Origin of the sequence: Mesorhizobium sp. M0898 (assembly GCF_040319695.1) — a bacterium.
In the GTDB taxonomy this organism is placed as follows: Bacteria; Pseudomonadota; Alphaproteobacteria; order Rhizobiales; family Rhizobiaceae; genus Mesorhizobium.
Genome location: NZ_JAMYOE010000014.1, coordinates 20,248 through 39,510 on the forward strand (window position 1 = coordinate 20,248; position 19,263 = coordinate 39,510).

Here is a 19,263-nt window from a genome sequence, read left to right on the forward strand (position 1 = left end):
TTTCGGTCAGGCGGCCTCATGGAAAAAGTTGGCGTTCCATAGTTGCATTTCGCCGAGGCGTCAAGCTTGGGGTTGGTTAGTGCCAAGGGAATCAATCAAAAGATGACCGATGCCGGCGCTGCCCCTCATCCGCCTGCCGGCACCTTCCCCCGTATAGTGACGGGGAGAAGGGGCTGGGCCGCAGGCTCGGCGCTTTCTGCAACTCCGCAAATTGGCGAAACCGTTTGCAAGGCGACCTTCTCCCCGTCCCTATACGGGGAGAAGTGCCCGGCAGGGCGATGAGGGGCTGCGCAAACCTGTCGCGATTTTCCAGGTGGCCACATTTTGTTCTTGCTTTGTGCCGGCAGCTATGCTACTAATTTCGGTATGGTGCTAATTGGCTCCAACGACCCGCCCGTCGAGGCGGGTTTTTTATTTCTGGCCCTGGACCCTCCCCAGCGTTCCCTGCCGACGCCGCCTTTCACATTAAGGCCGGAATTCAGCCTATAAGCGGTCGCACAGGGACATGCCAGACCGGAGCCGCCCGTCCGGTCGACAATCAAGGACCCGCCATGCCTCGTTCTTTCCTCCATGCCCTGGTCGTGCTGTTGGCCGCCGCGTTGCCGACGACGGCTTCGGCCGAGCCGCAATCCTTCACGGGCGAATATTCGGTGTCGTTCCTCGGCCTCTCCGTGGCCAAGGCGAAATTCTCCAGCCATTACGAGGATGACACCTATTCGATCGAGGGCAGCGTTTCCGCCGCCGGGCTCGCCACTTTGTTCGACGATACGCGAGGCACGATCTCGTCGAAGGGCAAGATTTCGGGCAAGCAGTTGCAGCCGCAAGCGTTCCACGCCGACTACACGTCCGGCAAGAAGGCATCGATGATCGACATCCAGTTTGCCAACGGCGTCGTCACCTCGACCAAGGTCGTGCCTGAGCCGAAGAAGCGCAATCCCGAGAATTGGATACCGCTGGTCGGCAGCCATCTCGTATCGGTCCTCGATCCGATGGCCGCCACCGTCATCCATGCCGACAGCCTCGACCAGGTCTGCGGGCGCACGGTGAAGCTCTATGACGGCGAAATGCGTGCCGATCTGAAACTGACCTACGAGTCCAAAGGGTCGATCTCGGTGGCCGGCTACAAGGGCGATACGGTCACCTGCAGGCTGGGCTTCGAGCCGGTGGCCGGCTACCGCAAGAACCGCAAGGCGCTGAATTACCTGAAGAAACGCAGCCGCATCATGGTGACGTTTGCACCGGTCGGCCAAAGCGGCGTATATGCGCCGATCCGCGCCACGGTCAGCACGCAAATCGGCCCGTTGACGATCAGCGCGGAGCGGTTCGAAGCAAACGAATAGGCGTGATGGTGCGCCGCCAACGATGGGCAGGGGGCGACGGGTATGGCGCGCGCAACACTGATCGGCTTCTCCGCGGTCGCCATGTGGGCGCTGCTGGCGCTGCTTACGGATGCTTCGGGCGCCGTGCCGCCGTTCCTGCTTTCGGCAATCACCTTCACGATCGGCACTTGCGTCGGGCTGTTTGCCCGGCTGTTCATGCCGGCAGCCGATGGCGCCGCGAAGATACCGCGCCAGGTCGAAATACCACGCAAAGTCTGGGTGATCGGCATTGCCGGCCTGTTCGGCTACCACTTCTTCTACTTCACCGCGCTGCGCAATGCGCCGGCCGTCGAGGCCAGCCTGATCGCCTATCTGTGGCCGCTGCTGATCGTGCTGGGGTCGGCGCTGATGCCGGGCGAGCGGTTGGCCTGGAACCACGTCGCCGGCGCGCTGCTCGGCCTTGCCGGCACGGTCCTGATCGTCACCAAGGGCGGCGGCGGGCTTGCCTTCGATGCGCGTTATGCCTTCGGCTATGCAATGGCCGGCGTCTGCGCGGTGCTGTGGTCGTCCTATTCGCTGTTGTCGCGGCGCTTCCCGTCGGTGCCGACCAGCATCGTCACCTGGTTCTGCGCCGCCACCGCGGCGCTTTCGCTGGTCTGCCATCTGTTGCTGGAAGAGACGGTGCTGCCCAACGGCGCCGGCCAGTGGCTGGCCGTGCTCGGCCTCGGTCTGATGCCGGTGGGGGCGGCGTTCTATGCCTGGGACATCGGCGTCAAGCGCGGCAACATCCAGGTGCTGGCGGCGGCGAGCTATGCCGCGCCGCTGCTGTCCACCCTGGTGCTGATCGCCGCCGGCTTCGCCGAGCCGTCATGGCGCATCCTCGCCGCCTGCGTGCTGATCACCGGCGGCGCGGCACTGGCGGCGAAATCGCTGTTCCTGCGCAAGAGGGCCACGAGCGAGGCAAACGCATGATGCCGTTTCCCGGCGGCATCGATGCCAATGCCAATGCGACGCTGGTATTTTCGCTGGCGGCGGCGGTGATTTACGCGTTCAGCCTCGGCATGCCGCCGCGCCTTTCGCGGTCGGCGGCAAGGACATTGCCGGTGGCGATGCTGGCGGTGCTGGTCGCGCAGCAGGGCGGCCCATGGCTGCTCGTCGCCGCGCTGGGCGTCAGTGCCGTCGGCGACGCCTTCCTGTCGCGCGACGGCGAGAAGGCATTTCTTGGCGGCACGGCCAGTTTTCTTGCCGCGCATGTGCTTTACGTCGTGCTGTTCCTGCGCGCCGGCAGCGGCCTCGGGCTGCTCTCGGCCGAACCGTGGCGAGGAATTATTGCCCTGGCGATGGCCGTGTTGGCGCTGGCGATGATTTTCGCGCTCTGGCGCCGCACCGGCCCGGCCTTGCGTTTGCCGATTGGCATCCATGCCGCGGCGCTGCTTGGCATGGGCATTGCGGCGCTCACCCTGAACAGCGTCTGGGTCGTCGGCGGCGTCATCCTGCTCATGCTGTCCGACGGGCTGCACGCCGCGGAAAAGTTCCTGCTGCCCGCCATCTCGGCGCACCGCATTTGGGTGCGCCATGGGGTCTGGGCGCTGTATTATGCCGGCCAGCTGGCGATCACGCTGGGTTTGCTGCTGGGCTAGGTGCCTAGGGCGTTCCCGGCAGCCAGCCTGGTTCGGCGAGTTCGAAGGCGGAGAAATCGAAACCCGGCGCCACGGTGCAGCCGACCAGGGTCCATTCGCCGAGGCTGCGTGCCGACTGCCACCAGCCTGCCGGCACGACGATCTGCGGCCGCTCGCCCGCGGCAAGCGCCGTACCGAGGACCTCCTCGATGACGGGACCGCCTTCTCGGTGTATCGACAGCGCCAGCGGCGCACCGTCATAGAAATGCCAGACCTCGGCCGCGTCCCTGACCCGGTGCCAGGCCGACAATTGGTCCTTCTCGAGGAGGAAATAGATCGCCGTCGAATGCCCGCGCGTGCCTGCCGTGCCGTCGCGAAAGGTCTCGGCATACCAGCCGCCTTCCGGATGCGGCTTCAGGCCGAGCAGGGCGATGATTTCGGCGGAACTGGTCATGACCCTAGCTCCTGGCGCCGCTCAGAAATTGTCCTTGCGCTTGCGGATCTCGGCGAACACTTGGGCGTCGGAGGCCTTCTCCAGGCCGAGATGCCTGCGGATCGCCGGATCGTGCCAGCGCAGGAACGGATTGGTCGACAGTTCCTCGCCGATCGTCGTCGGCAGCGTCGGCTTGCCGTCGGCGCGCAGCGCCTCGACCTTGGCGGCACGCTCTTTCAGCGCCGAATTGGTCGGGTCGACGGTGAGCGCGAAACGGGCATTGGCCAGCGTATACTCATGGCCGCAATAGACGACCGTCTCGGCCGGCAGCGCCGCGAGCTTCTTCAGGGATTCGTACATCACCGGCGGCTTGCATTCGAGCAGCCGCCCACAGCCGAGCGCAAACAGCGTGTCGGCGGCGAATGCTACTTTCGACGCCGGCAGATGATAGGTGACATGGCCGGCGGTATGGCCGGGTGTGGCGATGACCTCGATCCGCTCGTCGCCGAGATGGACGACCGAGCCTTGCTCGACAGTTTCGTCGATGCCGGGAATCTTTGCCTTTTCGGCTTCCGGCCCGACAATGCGCAGCTTGAAGCGCTCCTTCAGCGCCAGATTGGCCTCGACGTGGTCGAGATGGTGGTGAGTGGTCAGGATCATCGTCGGGGTCCAGCCGGTGCGCTTGATCGCCGCCAGGATGGGCGCCTCCTCGGGCGCATCGATGAGCGCCGTCTGACCGCTTTTCGGGTCATGCACCAGCACGCCGAAATTGTCGCTGCGGCACATGAATTGTTCGATCTCGACCGGCATCGCATCTCTCCCTTTATTGCCGCAGACATAGGGCGCCCGCCAGCCGATGTCATCTGCCTTTGTTGAACTTGGACTGCTTCGAAGCTACCGTTCCGCGCATGCATTCAGACATTGTCGATCTCCGTTCGTTTTATTCAACCACGCTCGGCCGCCTGGCCGAACGCTCGATCACCATGGCGCTGTCCTCGATATGGGCCGTCGTGCCCAACGAGCGGCTGGTCGGCCTCGGCTACACCTTGCCGTGGCTGGAACGCTTCGGCAGCGATGCCGAGCGTGTCTTTGCCTTCATGCCGGCAACACAGGGCGCGGTGGTCTGGCCGGCGACCGGGCCGACGGCGACCGCGCTGGTCTTCGATGAGGAACTGCCGCTGGTCGATTCCTGCATCGACCGCATGCTGCTCGTCCATTCGCTCGAACATGTCGAGAACCCGCGCGAGACGCTGAACGAGATCTGGCGGGTGCTGTCGCCGGCCGGCCGTGTCGTCATCGTCGTGCCCAACCGGCGCGGTGTCTGGGCACGCTTCGAGCATACGCCTTTCGGCAATGGCCGACCGTTCTCGCGCGGCCAGCTGACCGAATTGCTGCGCGAAGCGAATTTCACGCCGGCGGCGTGGTCCGATGCGCTGTTCTTCCCGCCGTCGCCGCGACGTTTCATGATGCAGTTCCATAACGTGCTGGAACGCGCCGGCCGGCGCTTCTGGCCGATCTTTTCGGGCGTTATCGTCGTCGAGGCGCAGAAGCGGCTCTATCAAGGCGTGCCGGTTGCCCAGCGCGCGTCCCGCCGCGTCTTCGTGCCGGTTCTCTCGCCGCATGGCGCGCCGACGCTTGGCCGGCTGTCGCGGGCCGAACACCCGGCACCGCCAGGATGACGCGTTCGTGATCCGAGACGTGCTTTTTCACGCCTATCTGACGATATCAGGTTTGCTGTCCGATTGAAGGCCGTGCGGCCGATCCCTATGACCGGTTTGGCATTGCTCCGAATGCAAGGATTTAACCGATGGATGATCGTCCGGATGTCGAGGCCAGCGCCCAGAAGCTTGCCACGTCGATCGAAGCCAGCAGCCTGCGTGAGCAGCTGGCAACAATCAAATTGGCACTGACCAGCTCGCCAGTGCGAAAACAATTGCTTTGGGCAGCGATCGGCATCGTCGCCGTCATCGTGGCGAGCTCAATCGGGCAGGTTCTGCTCAATCGCTGGAACCAGCCTTTCTACGACGCGCTTGCGCGGCGCGACATGCCGGCTTTCCTGCATCAGCTTCTGGTCTTTGCCGGCATCGCCGGCGGGCTTGTGGTGCTCAATGTCGGCCAGACCTGGCTCGACCAGATGCTCCGCCTGAAGCTGCGCGAGGCGCTGACGCTCGACCTGATCGACGAATGGATGCGGCCGGCGCGTGCCTTCCGGCTGACCCATGCCGGCGCCATCGGCGTCAATCCCGACCAGCGCCTGCAGCAGGATGCCGGGCATCTCTCCGATCTTTCCACCGGTCTTGGCATCGGCCTGCTGCAGTCCTGCATCCTGCTTGCCTCGTTCGTTGGGGTCCTGTGGTCGCTGTCTTCCGGCTTCGTCTTCCACATAGGCGGCCATTTGCTGGCCATACCCGGCTACATGGTCTGGGCGGCGATCCTTTATGCTGGCACCGCCTCCTGGTTGAGCTGGCTGGTCGGGCGACCGTTGATCCGCTTCAACAACGATCGCTATACGCGTGAAGCGGAGCTGCGCTCCTCGGTGGTTCGCGTCAACGAGAATGTCGATGCCATCGCGCTGGCGCACGGCGAGGCCGATGCCAGGCGCCGGCTCGAATTCGATCTCGGCATGGTGCTGGGCGCCATGCGGCGCATCTACAGCGCCCAGATCAATCTTTCCTGGGTTACCGACACCTATGGCTGGATCACTGTCGTCGCACCGATCCTGGTCGCCTCACCGGTCTATTTCGCCGGCGATATCAGCTTTGGCGGCCTGATGATGGCCGTCGGCGCTTTCAACCAGGTCCATTCGTCGCTGCGCTGGTTCATCAACAATATCGGCGGCATCGCCGATTGGCGCGCTACGCTGATGCGGGTCGCCGACTTTCGCATCGCGCTTGGCGACACCGACGCGCTGCACCATACGGAAAGGCGCATTTCGTTCGGCGAAAACCCGGACGGCAGCCTGACCTTCGAGAAACTCGAGGTCGCCTCGCCGGAGGGATGCACCAAGCTTGCCGAGCCGCATGTCGAAATCCGCGCCGGCGACCGGGTCATGATCACCGGAGATCCGGGCGCCGGCAAGACGCTGTTCTTCCGGGCCATTGCCGGTCTGTGGCCATGGGGCAGCGGACGGATCGGCATGCCGGCCGGAGAAGCGCCGATCTTTGTTCCGCGTACCCCCTATTTCCCGCTCGGCAAGCTGCGCGAGGTGCTCAACCATTCAGACGGCGCGGCGGAGGCGAGCGATGCCGAGATCTCGGAGGTGCTGGCCGATGTCGGGCTGCAACGCCTGTCGTCCTCGCTCGATCGCTCGGCGCGCTGGGAGCGTGAGCTCAGCGACGACGAGCAGCGTCTGCTGGCCTTTGCCAGGCTGGCCTTGCGACGGCCGAAATGGGTGATCATCGACGAGGCGCTGGACGCGTTCGACGGCCCAACGCTGAGGCAAGTGCTGTCGATGCTGGAGAAGCGCCTTCCCGACGCCGCGATCCTCAATATCGGCCGCGGCCAGCACAATGCCCGCTTCTTCCGGCGGGCGTTGACCATCGTCAAGGATGCCGGCCAGCCGCCACTCAAGCCGGCCCGTATCAGGGCAGGTGCCATCGAACCGCCCCCGGTTGTCGTTTCGGCTGGCCGAAAGAAATAGAAGGCAAGCTTTATTTCGCCGCGATCGCGGCGAAAAACTGTCGCGATCGTTTCAGATGGGAACGTTCCGATCGGCCATGCTTGACGCTCTCGCCCTGCTCGCCTGCCTTGCCTGCACCCCGGCGGCACCTGCGGCCGCACCGGCCAATGCAATTGCCGTCGATGTCGAGCTGGTGCTGGCCGTCGACATCTCGCAGTCGATGGATGAAAGGGAGTTTGCCCTGCAGCGCGCCGGCTATGTCGCGGCGCTGCGCCACCCCGACTTCATCAACGCCGTGCGTGCCGGCACCTTCGGCCGCATCGCCATCGCCTATTTCGAATGGGCCGGCACCATCCGCGACGATGCGGTCATTGCCTGGCAGGTCGTCGACAGCAAGGAGAGCGCCAACGCTTTCGCCGACAAGATCGCGGCCCGCCCGTTCAGGAGCTTTCGCGGCACCTCGATTTCCGGTGCTGTGGCTTTCGGTGCCGAGCTTTTCAACGGCACGGCCTTCACCGGCAAACGCCGCGTCATCGACGTCTCGGGGGACGGCCCAAACAACACCGGCTTGCCGGTCACAACGGCACGCGATGCGGCGCTGGCGAAGGGCATCGTCATCAACGGGCTGCCGATCCTGGTCAGCCCGTCACCCACCTTCAGCCATCTCGACCGGTACTATGCCGAATGCGTCACCGGCGGGCCGGGCTCGTTCGTGCTGCCGATCTATGCTGCTTCCGAATTCGCCACCGCCACTCGCCGCAAACTGATCCTCGAGGTCAGCAGCGCCGAGTATCCCAAGGTGGATCCGAGGACGATCCGCATCGACGCACCGATCGACTGCCTGCAAGGCGAGCGCGACCGAAGGTTTTTCTCGGACCCATATTTCCCGGAACTCGACCGATAAGGCTGGCCCAGGGGTAGCTAGGCTGGTGGCAGGCCGAAGGCCGGGAACAGAGATGGCCCGAGCGGCCCTATGAAGATCGTCAAGGAAGCGATCCCGCCCTCGGCTGCGTCGAACACATGCAGGGAATGGGCCCGCCATTCAGGGCCATCGTGGCTGCGGGAATAAACCCCGACCGCCGGCTGGGCATTGGCGCGGGTAGCCAGCGTGCGGAAGCCGCCAAACCTCGGCCAGACGGTCTCGAAGAAACCGCGGATCGCTTCGCGGCCTTGATACCATTCGCGCCAAGGCGGCATGGTGTAGATGGCGTCCTCACGCAGCAGCTCGATCAAGCTGTCGAGATTGGCGGCCTGCCAGGCCTGCATGTAGCGTTCGAGCAGCAGGCCTTCTTCGGGGCTGGGCCGTGATCGGCTGGCAGGCCGTCCCTGAGGATAGCGCGCCGCCAGCGTTGCGCGGGCCCGTTGCAACGCGCTGTTGATCGAAGCCGTCGATCCGCCCAGCAAACGCGCCGTCTCGACAGCCGACCATCCGAGGACGTCGGCAAGCAGCAGCGCGGCGCGCTGCCGAGGCGGCAGATCCTGGATCGCCGCGACGAAGGCGAGCTGGACGGCCTCGCGGCTCTCGTAACGGGCTTCCGGACCTGGCTCGCTGCCGGCAACGTCTGGAAGCTCGGCGTCGGGGTAGGGCTCCAGCCAGGCGATGTCGGCTACCGGCCCGCCTATGGCCGCCCCGTGCGAGGGCGGCCGTCCGGGTTCCCAGAGAATGCGACGCGCCCTCGACCTCGCCTTGATGGCGTTGAGGCAAGCGTTGGTCGCGATCATGTAGAGCCAACCGCGAACCGAACCTCGCCCGTCGAACTCCGATCTTGCGCGCCAGGCGCGAAGCAACGTGTCCTGGACGAGGTCGTCGGCCTCGTGCAGCGAACCCATCATGCGATAACAATGCAGCTTGAGCTCGCGGCGATGCGCGGCCGTGACCTTCTCGAAGGCCAGCCGATCGAGGATCGGCTGGGGTGCTGGCTGCAGAGGTGGTTGACCGTTTGTCATGTGGCTTGTGCGGTTACGAGCGAGCGTTGCATTACGCGCCCCTCAGGCGGCCGGGGCAAGCCCGCTACCGCTCACCATGAAGGAACTGCCTTGCGGTTGGCCGGTGGCGAGTGCGACCACCGCCCGTCCGACATCGGCCGGCGTTTGCATGTCGGTCATGGCGGCGATGAAGTCCGCCGGCTGGATGCCCATATAGGCCGCTATGCTGTCGACGCCGGCCTTGCCCACGCCGGTTTCCGGCATGATGCGCATCGGCGCGAGCGCCATGAAGCGCAGGCCGAGGCCAAGCCGGTCGGCCTCCTTCTGGCTATGACCGGCCAGGAACATCTGCATGCGTTTTGCGCCGGCATAGCCGCCGGCGTTCGGTGGTCCGCCGGTCAAGGCCGCGCCGCTGGAGATCAGAACGATCCGGGTCCCCGGGTTGAGCGGACGCCGCAGAGCGGCCCGGCAAAACAGGAACGACGCCTTGACGTCCGTGTCCCAATTTGCCGAGAACGCCTTCCAGTTCTGTTCATGCACCGGCGCAGAAGGCGCCAGCGCACCTGCGCAGATCACCAGTACGTCCGGCTCAAGCGTGGCGAAGACCTTATCCGGGGCGGAGTCCATCGTAGCATCGGCCGCGAGCGTCTTCACGCCCGAGACCTCCCAGGCAAATTGCGCCAGGGCCTGTTTTCCGCGGGCGACGGCCAGCACCGTCGCTTTCTCCTTGAGGGCGGCCTCCGCGATGGAGCGGCCGACACCACGGCTGCCTCCGACGACGACGACATTCTGATTTTGCAACGATCCCATGGATCACCTCTCTATTCCCGGCCGCCGGACTATCCAGGCGCGCTCATCGATAAGGACAGCGCAGGTGGGTGGAAATCATCGGTGCCAGGCGGAAATATCTTTCAGCTGACGGCAGCGGCGCGTCGGTTTTGTATTCAGTGTCATTACCTCGGGGGTAATCGACCTGTGCGCGACGTCTCGGCAAACTGCTCCCATCAAGCCGGTTGTCCGGCCTTCGACCACAAGGAGTTACGCCATGACCGCCTACGCCGTCGCCCATATGCGCCAGGTCACGCCGGGACCGCAGATCGTCGAGTACCTGCACAAGATCGATGCCACGCTGGAACCGTTTGGCGGCCGCTTCGTGGTGCACGGAGGCGAGGTGGAAGTCGTTGAAAACACCTGGCCGGGCTATCTCATAGTCATCGAGTTTCCCAACCGGCAGCAGGCACGTGCATGGTACGACTCGCCCGCCTATCAGGAGATATTGCCGCTGCGTACCGGCAATTCCCGGTCCGACGTGGTCTTCGTTGATGGCGTCCAGCACCCGCACAAGGCCACGGACGTGCTTGAATAGAGGGAATGATCGGGTACAACCGGCGTCTATGGTGCCGCCATCTATCTGGCGGCACCGAATTTGGATCGCGTCTGCATCGGCAGCTTCACCGCCCCTGCAGCACCTTGATCGCGTTGGACATGTCGCCATGCGACAATGCAGCCAGGTAATCCGAGTAGTTGATCCTGCCGTTCGCGAAGCCGTTCATCAATCGCGTGCAGAACGTGTGTTCCAATCCGGCATCCGGGACGTTCATGAGCGCGGCGAGGTTTGCCCTTTCAACCTTGCCGAACCGCATCTTGAATTTGGTCATGCACCGCTGGATCGCCTGCCGTTTCAGCGCCGGGCTGCCACTCAACGCGACTTGTCCATTCTGGAAATCGGTCTTCGACGTCGTGCATCCGGAAATCAAAGTGGCCGACATCAAAGCTGTTGCTAATACTAACGTCTTCATTGCTTCCCCCAAACCAACCCGTTTGAGACCTGTTAAAGCAACAAAGAATGCCGGGCAACTTCATTGGATTGAAAATTGAAAATATGGTTTCTTGCGCAGGTCTGAGGTTCGTTGCTTCTGCCTGTCAAACCTATCGTTTCAGCAGGAATACCGCTTGCTGGCCGAAAAAGTTCCAGAACCACCAAGGCATGGAGAAGCCGATCCGCTGGCCGTTGGCGTCGAGCGCGGTTGCCTTTTCCACCGTCGCGCCAAGCTCGTCGCACAGATTGACGAAGTCGCGAATGGTGCAGAAATGGATGTTGGGCGTGTCGTACCAGGAATAGGGCAGGTCCTTGGTCACCGGCATGCGGCCGTTGAAGAGCAGCGAAAGGCGCACCCGCCAGTGGCCGAAATTCGGGAATGAGACGATGGCGCGGTTGCCGATCCGGAGCAGTTCGTCGAGCACCAGCTTCGGATTGCGGGTCGCCTGCAAGGTCTGCGACAGAACGACGAAGTCGAAACCCTTGTCGGGATAGAATTGGAGATCCTTGTCGGCATCGCCTTGAATAACCGACAGGCCGCGCGCCACGCATTCGTTGACGCCGCGCTGCGACAGTTCCAGCCCGCGACCGTCGACCTTCTTGGTCTCCTGCAGCAATTCGAGCAGCAGGCCGTCGCCGGAACCGACGTCCAGCACCCGCGACTGCGGCGGGATGAGATCGGCGACGACTTCGAGGTCGACGCGCTGGGCGCGGTTGACGCTCATGCCTTCGGCTCTTGCTCGGCACATGATCCTGATCCGAAAAGTCTGCAACTTTTCGGGGTCATGCGCTGATGCCTGGCGCATGGTCCTGATCCGAACAGCCTGCAACCTTTCGGGGTCATGCGCCAAGCCCTCTTGCCCGGGCGGCCGAGGCGATGAAGCCTTTGATGGCGGCGAACAGTTCGGGCTCGTCGAGCAGGAAGGCGTCGTGGCCGCGGTCGGTCTCGATCTCGACGAACGAGACCGAAGCGCCGGCCGCGTTCAGCGCGTGCACGACCGAGCGGCTCTCCTCGGTCGGGAACAGCCAGTCGCTGGTGAACGAAACCAGGCAGAAGCGCGTCTTGGTGCCGGCGAAGGCATCGGCCAACCGGCCGCCATGGTCGGCGGCGAGATCGAAATAGTCCATCGCCCGTGTCATGTAGAGATAGGAGTTGGCATCGAAGCGATCGACGAAGGTCATGCCCTGATGGCGCAGATAGCTCTCGATCTGGAAGTCGGCATCGAAACCGAAGGTCAGGGCTTCGCGGTCCTGCAGGTTGCGGCCGAACTTGCGGTGCAGCGCTGCTTCCGACAGATAGGTGATGTGGGCGGCCATGCGCGCCACCGCCAGCCCCTTTTCCGGCCGCTTGCCGTGCTCGAAATACTTGCCGCCATGCCAGTCCGGGTCGGCCATCACCGCCTGCCTGCCGACCTCGTGGAAAGCGATGTTCTGCGAGGAATGGCGGGCGCCGGTGGCGATCGGCAGCGCCGAGAAGACGCGCTCCGGATAGCTGGAGGCCCATTGCAGCACCTGCATGCCGCCCATCGAGCCGCCAAGCACGCTGAACAGCTGTTCGATGCCGAAGTGCTCGACCAGCATCAGCTGCGCCCGCACCATGTCGCGGATGGTGATGATCGGCAGGTCGAGCCCGTAGGGCTTGGCGGTGGCGGGATTGGTCGAGGCGGGGCCGGTGGAGCCGAGACAGCCGCCGATGACGTTTGACGAGATGACGAAGAAACGGTCGGTATCGATGATCTTGCCGGGACCGATCAGCACTTCCCACCAGCCCGGCTTGCCGGTCACCGGATTGGTGTTGGCGACATGCTGGTCGCCGGTCAGCGCATGGCAGACGAGGATGGCGTTGGACCGCGCGTCGTTGAGCGTGCCATAGGTCTGGTAGGCGATCTGGAACGGCGACAGCAGCGTGCCGGCGTCGAGCTTGAGCGGCTTGTCGGCGCCGAAACGCAACACCGGGCTCGACGGCTGGTCGGCCTCGTTGTTGGTTTTTCGCGCGCGCAAAGCGACCATCACATCTCCTTGCCCGGCCTTCAGTTGTCCACCGGTCTGGGCAACAAAAAACCGGCCATGCCTTCGCAAAGCCGGTTACAAGATGCAAACGGCCCTTTAGCAAGTTGTTTAACGTGGCTGCAAGCCGACCGGCCAAATCACCACGGAACTGTAGCCGTTCTTCTATGACTCGCGCATGGCTTCGTCAACGGCAAGTTCTTGATCCCGAATTGCCGGCCCCTCGACATTCCGGGCCACGGCTTGTATTTCCGCTGCGGCTTCCGGATGGAGGCACTCTCGACGGATTTCATGAAATGAGCCAGACACCGGATCAGACACGTCCAAAGCCCCGCGCCGGCATCATGGACATCGAAGCCTATGTGCCCGGCAAGAGCGCGGCGCCTGAAGGTGTCGCCAAGGTCCATAAATTGTCGGCGAACGAGAACCCGCTCGGCCCTTCGCCAAAGGCGATAGAGGCCGCGCGTGCGGTCGCCGACAAGCTCGCGGTCTATCCCGACGGCAGCGCCAGGCGCCTGAGGGAAGCCATCGCCGAGGTGCACGGGCTCAACCCGGCGAACATCGTCTGCTCCAACGGCTCCGACGAGATTCTGGGCCTGCTGGCGCAGACCTATCTCGCACCCGGTGACGAAGCCATCATCACCGAACACGGCTTCATGGTCTACAAGATCTACATTCAGTCGGCCGGTGCCGTCCCGGTAACGGTCAAGGAGACCGATGAACGCGCCGACATCGATGCGATCTTCGCCGCGGTGACGCCGGCTACCCGGATCATCTTCCTTGCCAATCCAAACAATCCAACCGGCACCTACGTGCCGTTCCAGGAGGTGCGCCGCCTGCATGCCGGCCTGCCGCGAAACGTGCTTCTGGTGCTGGATGCAGCTTACGCCGAATATGTCCGGCGAAACGATTATGAAGCCGGCGTCGAGTTGGTGGGCAGCGCGGAAAACGTGGTCATGACCCGCACTTTCTCCAAATTGGGCCTAGGCGGGGCGCGGATCGGCTGGATGTATGCGCCAATGCACGTCATCGACGCGATCAACCGCGTGCGCGGGCCTTTCAACGTCAATGCGACGGCAATCGAGGCCGGCATCGCGGCGATCCACGACCGCGCCCATATCGAACGCAGCGTGGCGCACAACGAGACCTGGCTGGCATGGCTGAGCGAGCAACTAAGCGGGCTCGGGCTGCGGGTGACGCCGAGCGTCGGTAATTTCATCCTCATCCACTTTCCCGAGGACAAAAAGCATTCGGCGGCCGCCGCCGACGACTACCTCAGTGCGCGCGGCTACATATTGCGGCGCGTTTCCGGCTACGGTTTTCCGAACGCGCTGCGCATGAGCATCGGCACCGAAGAGGCCAATCGCGGCGTTGTCGCCGCACTCGCGACATTCCTGAAAAGCTAGAACACCATGACCTCACCGATGTTCGGAAAGATCGCACTGGTCGGCATCGGCCTGATCGGCTCGTCGCTGGCCCGCGTCATCCGCCGCGAGGGACTCGCCGGCCAAGTCGCGATTTCGACGCGCAGCGACGCGACGCTGGCACGCGCGAGCCAACTCGGCCTTGGCGACACCTATACGACGGATGCGAAAAAGGCGGTTCGCGATGCTGATCTGGTTATCGTTTCGGTGCCGGTCGGCTCTTCAGGCACGGTCGCCGCAGAGATCGCGCCGGCGCTGAAGAAGGGCGCCATCCTCACCGATGTCGGCTCGACCAAGGCGTCGGTGATCGCGCAGATGCAGCCGCACGTGCCTGTTGGCGTGCACTTCATCCCCGGCCATCCTTTGGCCGGCACCGAAAAATCGGGACCGGACGCCGGTTTTGCCGAACTGTTCGAGAACCGCTGGTGCATTTTCACGCCGCTGCCCGGCACCGATCCCGCAGCACTGGAAAAGCTCTCGGAATTCTGGCGCCGCTGCGGCTCCAACATCGACACGATGGACCCGCAGCATCATGACATGACGCTGGCCATCGTTTCGCACTTGCCGCATATCATCGCTTACAACATCGTCGGTACCGCCGACGATCTGGAGTCGGTGACCAAGTCCGAGGTCATCAAATACTCGGCTTCCGGCTTTCGCGACTTCACTCGTCTCGCGGCGTCCGACCCGACCATGTGGCGCGACGTCTGCCTGCACAACAAGGACGCCATTCTCGAAATGCTGGCGCGGTTTTCCGAGGATCTGTCCTCGCTGCAGCGGGCGATCCGCTGGGGCGACGGCGAAAAACTGTTTGACCTGTTCACCCGGACCCGCGCTGTCCGCCGCTCGATCATCGAGGCCGGCCAGGACATCGATGTACCGGATTTCGGTCGCCAGGCAGTCGAACACCCGCCGAAGGGATAAGCCGCGGCAGGCCGATCGCAGGCCGGCCCGGCTTAGAGCGGTTCATCGTTTCACAGAAACGCCGAACGGCTCTATCTCTTTGTTTTGCGCAATTCCGGACGGAAAACCGTTTCACACTTTTCCTGGGATTGCTCTAGTCGAGCGGCTTGATCTTGCCGAGCGGGATGAAGCCGAGCGAGGCCTTGCCCCTGACGATCTTCAGCGGCATCGACGGCTGGTTGCCGAGCAGCGCCAGTCCGGCAAAGCCGGTCTGGATCTCTTTCTTCTGCTCGGGGATGGCGGTGGCGAGGATTGCCGCCACGGCCTTTGGATCATTGAGCCTGATCGTCAGGTCGGCATTTATGAGACCGTCGTCATCGACCGACAGCGGTCCGGAAACGGTGATGCGCGCAGTTCCGGACGACAGATCGAGCTCGTGGATTTCGGCCGCCTGGCCGCGCAGGCTCGTCGGATTTGCCTTGATCAGTGTCAGGCCGTTCTTCAGCGTCACGTCGCCGCTGCCGTCGAGCGGCGGCAAGACGCGCCCGCCGATGGCCGCCGCGTCGATTTCAAGATCGGTGAAATTGCCGGCATAGTCGATGTCCGGGCCGTTTGGGCGCAATTGTCCGGTGGCGGTTCCGGCGCTGAACAGCGAGACGGGATCGGTGTCGTCTGCCGGATCGGTCTGGCCGGACAGGCCTTCTGCCTGCAGCGAGAGGCGCCTCGGCAGCGGCCAGGACAGCTTCATGTCGGCCCGCAGATCATCCCAGTCGATCCAGAGCGGGGTCATGCCGGGAACAGAGGTCCTGAGCGGCCCCCTGAGCTCGGCGGCAGGCGACAGAAGCCGGGTGATCTGCGTGGCGGCGTTGATCTTGCCTGTCGATGCCGCGACGTTGCGGCTGTCGTCCTCGTAAGCCAGGCTGTCGCAGGAAACGGTGAAGCTGAAGGGATAGCCGCTGACCGCGAGATTGGCGCAGTCGGCCTTGATGCCTTTGTCGTCGAGATCGGCGACCGCCTTTTTGGTTGCGCTCTCGACCAGGTCCGCCAGGTAGAACCAGCCCGCGCTGTAGATGCCGAACAGCACGAGGATGAAAGCGGCAAGCCACAACAGGCGGCGACGTTGGCTGGGCGGCGGGCGCTCGTCACTTGACGTCATGCTGCGGCTTTCGTTAACGCGGGGTGGCACGGGCGGGCTGTCGCTTGCGGCACCAACAGGTAGACGGACTGAAACACCACCGGTGAGGTGGTCGTCACAATCAGGCTTGGCGATATGGGCGATTTTTGGGTTTTTGGCTACGGCTCACTGATCTGGCGACCGGGATTCGCACATGTCGAGACGCGGCGCGCCCGCCTGCATGGCTACCGCCGTTCGCTCTGCGTCTATTCTTTCGTGCATCGCGGCACGCGCGAACGGCCGGGCCTGGTGCTCGGCCTCGACCGCGGCGGCTCCTGCATCGGGCTGGCGTTCCGGGTTCCAGGCGAGCTGCGCAACGAGGTCATTACCTATCTGCGCGAACGCGAGCTGGTCACCAACGTCTATCTCGAACGTGTGCTCAGCGTTCGCCTCGACAAGGGTGAAACGGATGGGGGCAAGACGGTCGACGCCGTCGCCTATGTCGTGGACCGCAGCCATGAGCAATATGCCGGTGCGCTCGACCCGGCCGAGGCGGCGGCCGTCGTTCGCGGCGCCGTCGGCCAATCGGGGAGGAATGAGGATTACGTGCTCAGCACGCTGGAGCACCTCGAAGCACTGGGTATAAGCGACCACTGGCTGGAAGACGTGACGAGACGGATCGCGACGTAGCGCCTTTTGTCGTTACCATGATGTTTTCGGTGTCGTGACGCGGGCTACATCCTGAAAATCTGTTTTCCAAGATCGGCGCGATCCAGACTGTTTGCCACGGCAAGCTTGAACTCGGTCAGCGGGTGGAGACCGCCGACAGGAACGTGGAAGCCGGGCTGGCCGAAGGTGTCGATAATCTCGCATAGGACAGGCCGGTCGGCTTCGGCAGGCGGCGAAAAGAAGTAGCGATAGATATTCGCCCTGATTTCGACGCCGCTCAGCAACACGTCGAAATTGTGCAGTTCGAAGCGCTCGGCACTCATTCCGCCATTGATCACCATCTGCCCGCCGAGCGCCAGGGTGCGGATCAATTCGCCGCTGACAGGTCCGCCGACATTGTCGATAATCCCATTCAATCCGGCGCCGCCGGTGATATCCATCACCGCTTCCCGGATACTTGCCTTCAAGTCCGAAAGGTCAAGAATGGCGGCGGCGCCAAGCGTCTTCAGATCGAAGCTTTGGTGCGAGCGCCGCACAAGCGCGATGACGTTGATGCCGCGTCGTTGGGCGAACTGCATCACCATTGTCGAAATCGACGAATAGCCGGCCGTGACAGCCAGCCACTGGCCAGGCCGCACACGGGAATCCACCAGCAGATCCCACGCGGTAATGGGGTTCACCATCTGCCCGGCGCGTTCGACAGGATAGCCGGCAGGCAACGGGATCAGCCATTCGGCGGGAATGGCGGCGTACTCGGCCCAGCTGCCATAATAGCTGAACGCGACAAGCATCCCCGGTTCCAACCCGACGTTCGCGCCAACGGCTTCGACGATGCCGGCGCCATGGTTTCCGGCGATCTGCCGGGGAAAATGCGGCTTCTTCGGTTCGGGATAGAGGTTCTGGATAAACAGGAAGTCGCCCGGATTGATCGAGGCCGAGACCATCCTGACCAGCACCTCGCCGTCGCTGATCCGTGGCATCGGCAGGTCATCCATGTAGAGCACGTCGCGCGGCGAACCGATGGCGTCAAATACAATTGCTTTCATGCCGGTCTCCATAACAAACGATCCGAGGCCAACAGTCTGAGCCCCGGCCAGACCGTGCCGAGACTTGCGTCGGCGCGGCGGAACCTATGGCCGGCCGGCAAAGGTCTGAATTGGCAGATTTGACAATCTATGTGCCAAACTTGCCAGATCGTTTCTTCAGAGGCTGCTGGTTTGGATGCCCGGGACCAGCGCCTTGGGGCCGGACACGGCGCGGCGGGTCGCGGCTTTGTGAAGCGCCGGCGGGCTGGAAAAGAGGCTATGCGTTTGACGTCGCCACGGCGCGACATAGGTTAGCCCGATCGGCGGCTCCCATCCGCCCCAGCATGAATCACCATGGAGATCAGCCTTGCAGAAACGTCGTCTCGGTCGCACCGACCTATCCATCGCGCCATTGGTTCTGGGCGGCAATGTGTTCGGCTGGACCGCCGATGAGAAAACCTCGTTCGACTTGCTCGACCGCTTTGTCGACGCCGGTTTCAACGCCATCGACACGGCCGATTCCTATTCGCGCTGGATTGCCGGCCACCAAGGCGGCGAATCCGAAACCATCATCGGCCGATGGATGAAGAGCCGTGGTAACCGCGACAAGGTTGTCGTCATCACCAAGGTCGGTTCGGATATGGGACAGGGCAAGAGGGACCTGTCCGCCGCCTATATCGAAAAGGCCATCGATGCTTCGCTGAAGAGGCTGCAGGTCGATAGCGTCGATCTCTATCTGTCGCACTGGCCCGACCCGGCGACCCCTTATGAGGAAACGCTCGGCGCTTACCAGAAACTGCTCGACAAGGGCAAAATCCGTTATGCCGGCGCTTCCAACCTCGACGCCGCCCAGTTGCGGGCCGCACTTGACGTAGCAAGCCTGCGCGGTCTGCCGCGCTACGAGGTGCTGCAGCCGGAATACAATCTCTACGACCGCTCGTCCTTCGATGGTCCGCTGCGCGATCTGTGCGCGGCCGAGGACATCGGCGTCATCACCTATTTCAGCCTCGCCAAGGGGTTTCTGAGCGGCAAGTACCGGAGCGAAGCCGATCTCGGCAAAAGCCCGCGCGGCAGTGGTGTGAAAGGGTATCTCAACGCGCGCGGCATGCGCATTCTCTCAGCGCTCGACGCGGTGTCGGCCAGACATTCGGCCAAGCCGGCGGAAGTGGCGCTTGCCTGGGCCATGGCGCGGCCCGGCGTCACCGCTCCGATCGCCAGCGCGACGACGCTCGACCAGCTCGACAGCCTGGTGCGTGCCGCATCGTTGCAGCTCAGTCCGGACGATATCGTCGAGCTCGACAAGGCCAGCGCATAGCCGCGCACGATCGTTCAAGACCGGCGCCGCTGCCTTACCCTACCGTCCCTGCCTCGTCACAGGATGCAGGG

General features: G+C 63.6%; 20 protein-coding genes and 1 riboswitch. Of the genes, 11 read left to right on the top strand and 9 right to left on the bottom strand.

Annotation, left to right across the window (positions count from 1 at the left end):
• Positions 1-551: 551 nt before the first annotated feature.
• The 3 genes from NKH90_RS16720 to NKH90_RS16730 are packed head-to-tail and all read left to right on the top strand — an operon-like array spanning position 552 to position 2,959.
• The gene (locus tag NKH90_RS16720) at positions 552-1,340 is read left to right on the top strand and encodes a DUF3108 domain-containing protein (protein WP_352505076.1); all 789 of its coding nucleotides are present in this window, start codon (positions 552-554) and stop codon (positions 1,338-1,340) included.
• Positions 1,341-1,382: 42 nt separating this feature from the next.
• Positions 1,383-2,291: an aromatic amino acid exporter YddG gene (gene yddG, locus NKH90_RS16725; RefSeq protein ID WP_352820097.1), complete on the top strand. Its 909-nt coding sequence runs from the start codon at positions 1,383-1,385 to the stop codon at positions 2,289-2,291.
• Positions 2,288-2,959 carry a lysoplasmalogenase family protein gene (locus NKH90_RS16730; protein WP_352683102.1) on the top strand — a complete coding sequence of 224 codons (672 nt, stop codon included), beginning with the start codon at positions 2,288-2,290 and terminating at the stop codon, positions 2,957-2,959. Before yddG ends, NKH90_RS16730 begins: the two co-directional genes overlap by 4 nt.
• Before the next feature lie 4 nt (positions 2,960-2,963).
• Here NKH90_RS16730 and NKH90_RS16735 read toward each other — a convergent pair whose 3' ends face one another.
• Positions 2,964-3,392, bottom strand: a complete 429-nt coding sequence (locus tag NKH90_RS16735) for a cupin domain-containing protein (protein ID WP_352820098.1) — start codon at positions 3,390-3,392, stop codon at positions 2,964-2,966.
• 21 nt (positions 3,393-3,413) lie between these two features.
• The gene (gloB, locus tag NKH90_RS16740) at positions 3,414-4,181 is read right to left on the bottom strand and encodes a hydroxyacylglutathione hydrolase (RefSeq protein WP_352820099.1); all 768 of its coding nucleotides are present in this window, start codon (positions 4,179-4,181) and stop codon (positions 3,414-3,416) included.
• 98 nt (positions 4,182-4,279) lie between these two features.
• Here gloB and NKH90_RS16745 point away from each other — a divergent pair, with 98 nt between their 5' ends.
• From NKH90_RS16745 to NKH90_RS16755, 3 genes are all read left to right on the top strand, one after another.
• Entirely contained in the window at positions 4,280-5,050 is a 771-nt protein-coding gene (locus NKH90_RS16745; RefSeq protein WP_352451212.1) for a class I SAM-dependent methyltransferase, read from the top strand.
• A gap of 128 nt (positions 5,051-5,178) precedes the next feature.
• A complete protein-coding gene (locus NKH90_RS16750; protein WP_352451213.1) occupies positions 5,179-7,011 on the top strand; it encodes an ABC transporter ATP-binding protein/permease in 1,833 nt (610 codons plus the stop codon).
• A gap of 76 nt (positions 7,012-7,087) precedes the next feature.
• Complete coding sequence (locus tag NKH90_RS16755; protein WP_352820100.1) at positions 7,088-7,894, top strand: DUF1194 domain-containing protein; 807 nt, start codon at positions 7,088-7,090, stop codon at positions 7,892-7,894.
• 17 nt (positions 7,895-7,911) lie between these two features.
• On the opposite strand, the gene NKH90_RS16760 is transcribed toward NKH90_RS16755, so the two are convergent.
• Together NKH90_RS16760 and NKH90_RS16765 are read right to left on the bottom strand one after the other, a co-directional pair.
• A complete protein-coding gene (locus tag NKH90_RS16760) occupies positions 7,912-8,937 on the bottom strand; it encodes an RNA polymerase subunit sigma-70 (protein ID WP_352820101.1) in 1,026 nt (341 codons plus the stop codon).
• Positions 8,938-8,979: 42 nt separating this feature from the next.
• A complete protein-coding gene (locus NKH90_RS16765; protein ID WP_352820102.1) occupies positions 8,980-9,726 on the bottom strand; it encodes an SDR family NAD(P)-dependent oxidoreductase in 747 nt (248 codons plus the stop codon).
• 235 nt (positions 9,727-9,961) lie between these two features.
• On the opposite strand from NKH90_RS16765, the gene NKH90_RS16770 reads away from it, so the two are divergent.
• Positions 9,962-10,282: a DUF1330 domain-containing protein gene (locus NKH90_RS16770; RefSeq protein ID WP_352540204.1), complete on the top strand. Its 321-nt coding sequence runs from the start codon at positions 9,962-9,964 to the stop codon at positions 10,280-10,282.
• 85 nt (positions 10,283-10,367) lie between these two features.
• Here NKH90_RS16770 and NKH90_RS16775 read toward each other — a convergent pair whose 3' ends face one another.
• The 3 genes from NKH90_RS16775 to metX form a co-directional block, all read right to left on the bottom strand.
• Positions 10,368-10,715 carry a hypothetical protein gene (locus NKH90_RS16775; RefSeq protein WP_352471436.1) on the bottom strand — a complete coding sequence of 116 codons (348 nt, stop codon included), beginning with the start codon at positions 10,713-10,715 and terminating at the stop codon, positions 10,368-10,370.
• A gap of 130 nt (positions 10,716-10,845) precedes the next feature.
• Positions 10,846-11,460, bottom strand: a complete 615-nt coding sequence (gene metW, locus NKH90_RS16780) for a methionine biosynthesis protein MetW (protein ID WP_352471435.1) — start codon at positions 11,458-11,460, stop codon at positions 10,846-10,848.
• Between the two features lie 115 nt (positions 11,461-11,575).
• Positions 11,576-12,745, bottom strand: a complete 1,170-nt coding sequence (gene metX, locus NKH90_RS16785) for a homoserine O-acetyltransferase MetX (RefSeq protein WP_292661143.1) — start codon at positions 12,743-12,745, stop codon at positions 11,576-11,578.
• Between the two features lie 76 nt (positions 12,746-12,821).
• A riboswitch (SAM riboswitch) is annotated at positions 12,822-12,899 on the bottom strand.
• Positions 12,900-13,038: 139 nt separating this feature from the next.
• On the opposite strand from metX, the gene hisC reads away from it, so the two are divergent.
• Both hisC and NKH90_RS16795 read left to right on the top strand, forming a co-directional pair.
• Complete coding sequence (gene hisC, locus NKH90_RS16790) at positions 13,039-14,148, top strand: histidinol-phosphate transaminase (RefSeq protein ID WP_352820103.1); 1,110 nt, start codon at positions 13,039-13,041, stop codon at positions 14,146-14,148.
• A 6-nt stretch (positions 14,149-14,154) separates the two neighbouring features.
• Positions 14,155-15,090 carry a prephenate/arogenate dehydrogenase family protein gene (locus NKH90_RS16795; RefSeq protein WP_352820104.1) on the top strand — a complete coding sequence of 312 codons (936 nt, stop codon included), beginning with the start codon at positions 14,155-14,157 and terminating at the stop codon, positions 15,088-15,090.
• Between the two features lie 133 nt (positions 15,091-15,223).
• Here the strand turns inward: NKH90_RS16795 and NKH90_RS16800 are convergent, their stop codons facing one another.
• On the bottom strand, positions 15,224-16,225 hold the full coding sequence (locus NKH90_RS16800) for a DUF2125 domain-containing protein (RefSeq protein WP_352502688.1): 1,002 nt from the start codon (positions 16,223-16,225) through the stop codon (positions 15,224-15,226).
• A 114-nt stretch (positions 16,226-16,339) separates the two neighbouring features.
• Between NKH90_RS16800 and NKH90_RS16805 the strand changes: the two genes are divergently transcribed.
• Positions 16,340-16,873, top strand: coding sequence for a gamma-glutamylcyclotransferase (locus NKH90_RS16805; RefSeq protein WP_352616048.1), 534 nt, complete (start codon positions 16,340-16,342; stop codon positions 16,871-16,873).
• A 44-nt stretch (positions 16,874-16,917) separates the two neighbouring features.
• On the opposite strand, the gene NKH90_RS16810 is transcribed toward NKH90_RS16805, so the two are convergent.
• Complete coding sequence (locus NKH90_RS16810; protein WP_352820105.1) at positions 16,918-17,898, bottom strand: quinone oxidoreductase family protein; 981 nt, start codon at positions 17,896-17,898, stop codon at positions 16,918-16,920.
• A gap of 346 nt (positions 17,899-18,244) precedes the next feature.
• Between NKH90_RS16810 and NKH90_RS16815 the strand changes: the two genes are divergently transcribed.
• Entirely contained in the window at positions 18,245-19,192 is a 948-nt protein-coding gene (locus NKH90_RS16815; protein ID WP_352820106.1) for an aldo/keto reductase, read from the top strand.
• The last annotated feature ends 71 nt before the right edge of the window (positions 19,193-19,263 follow it).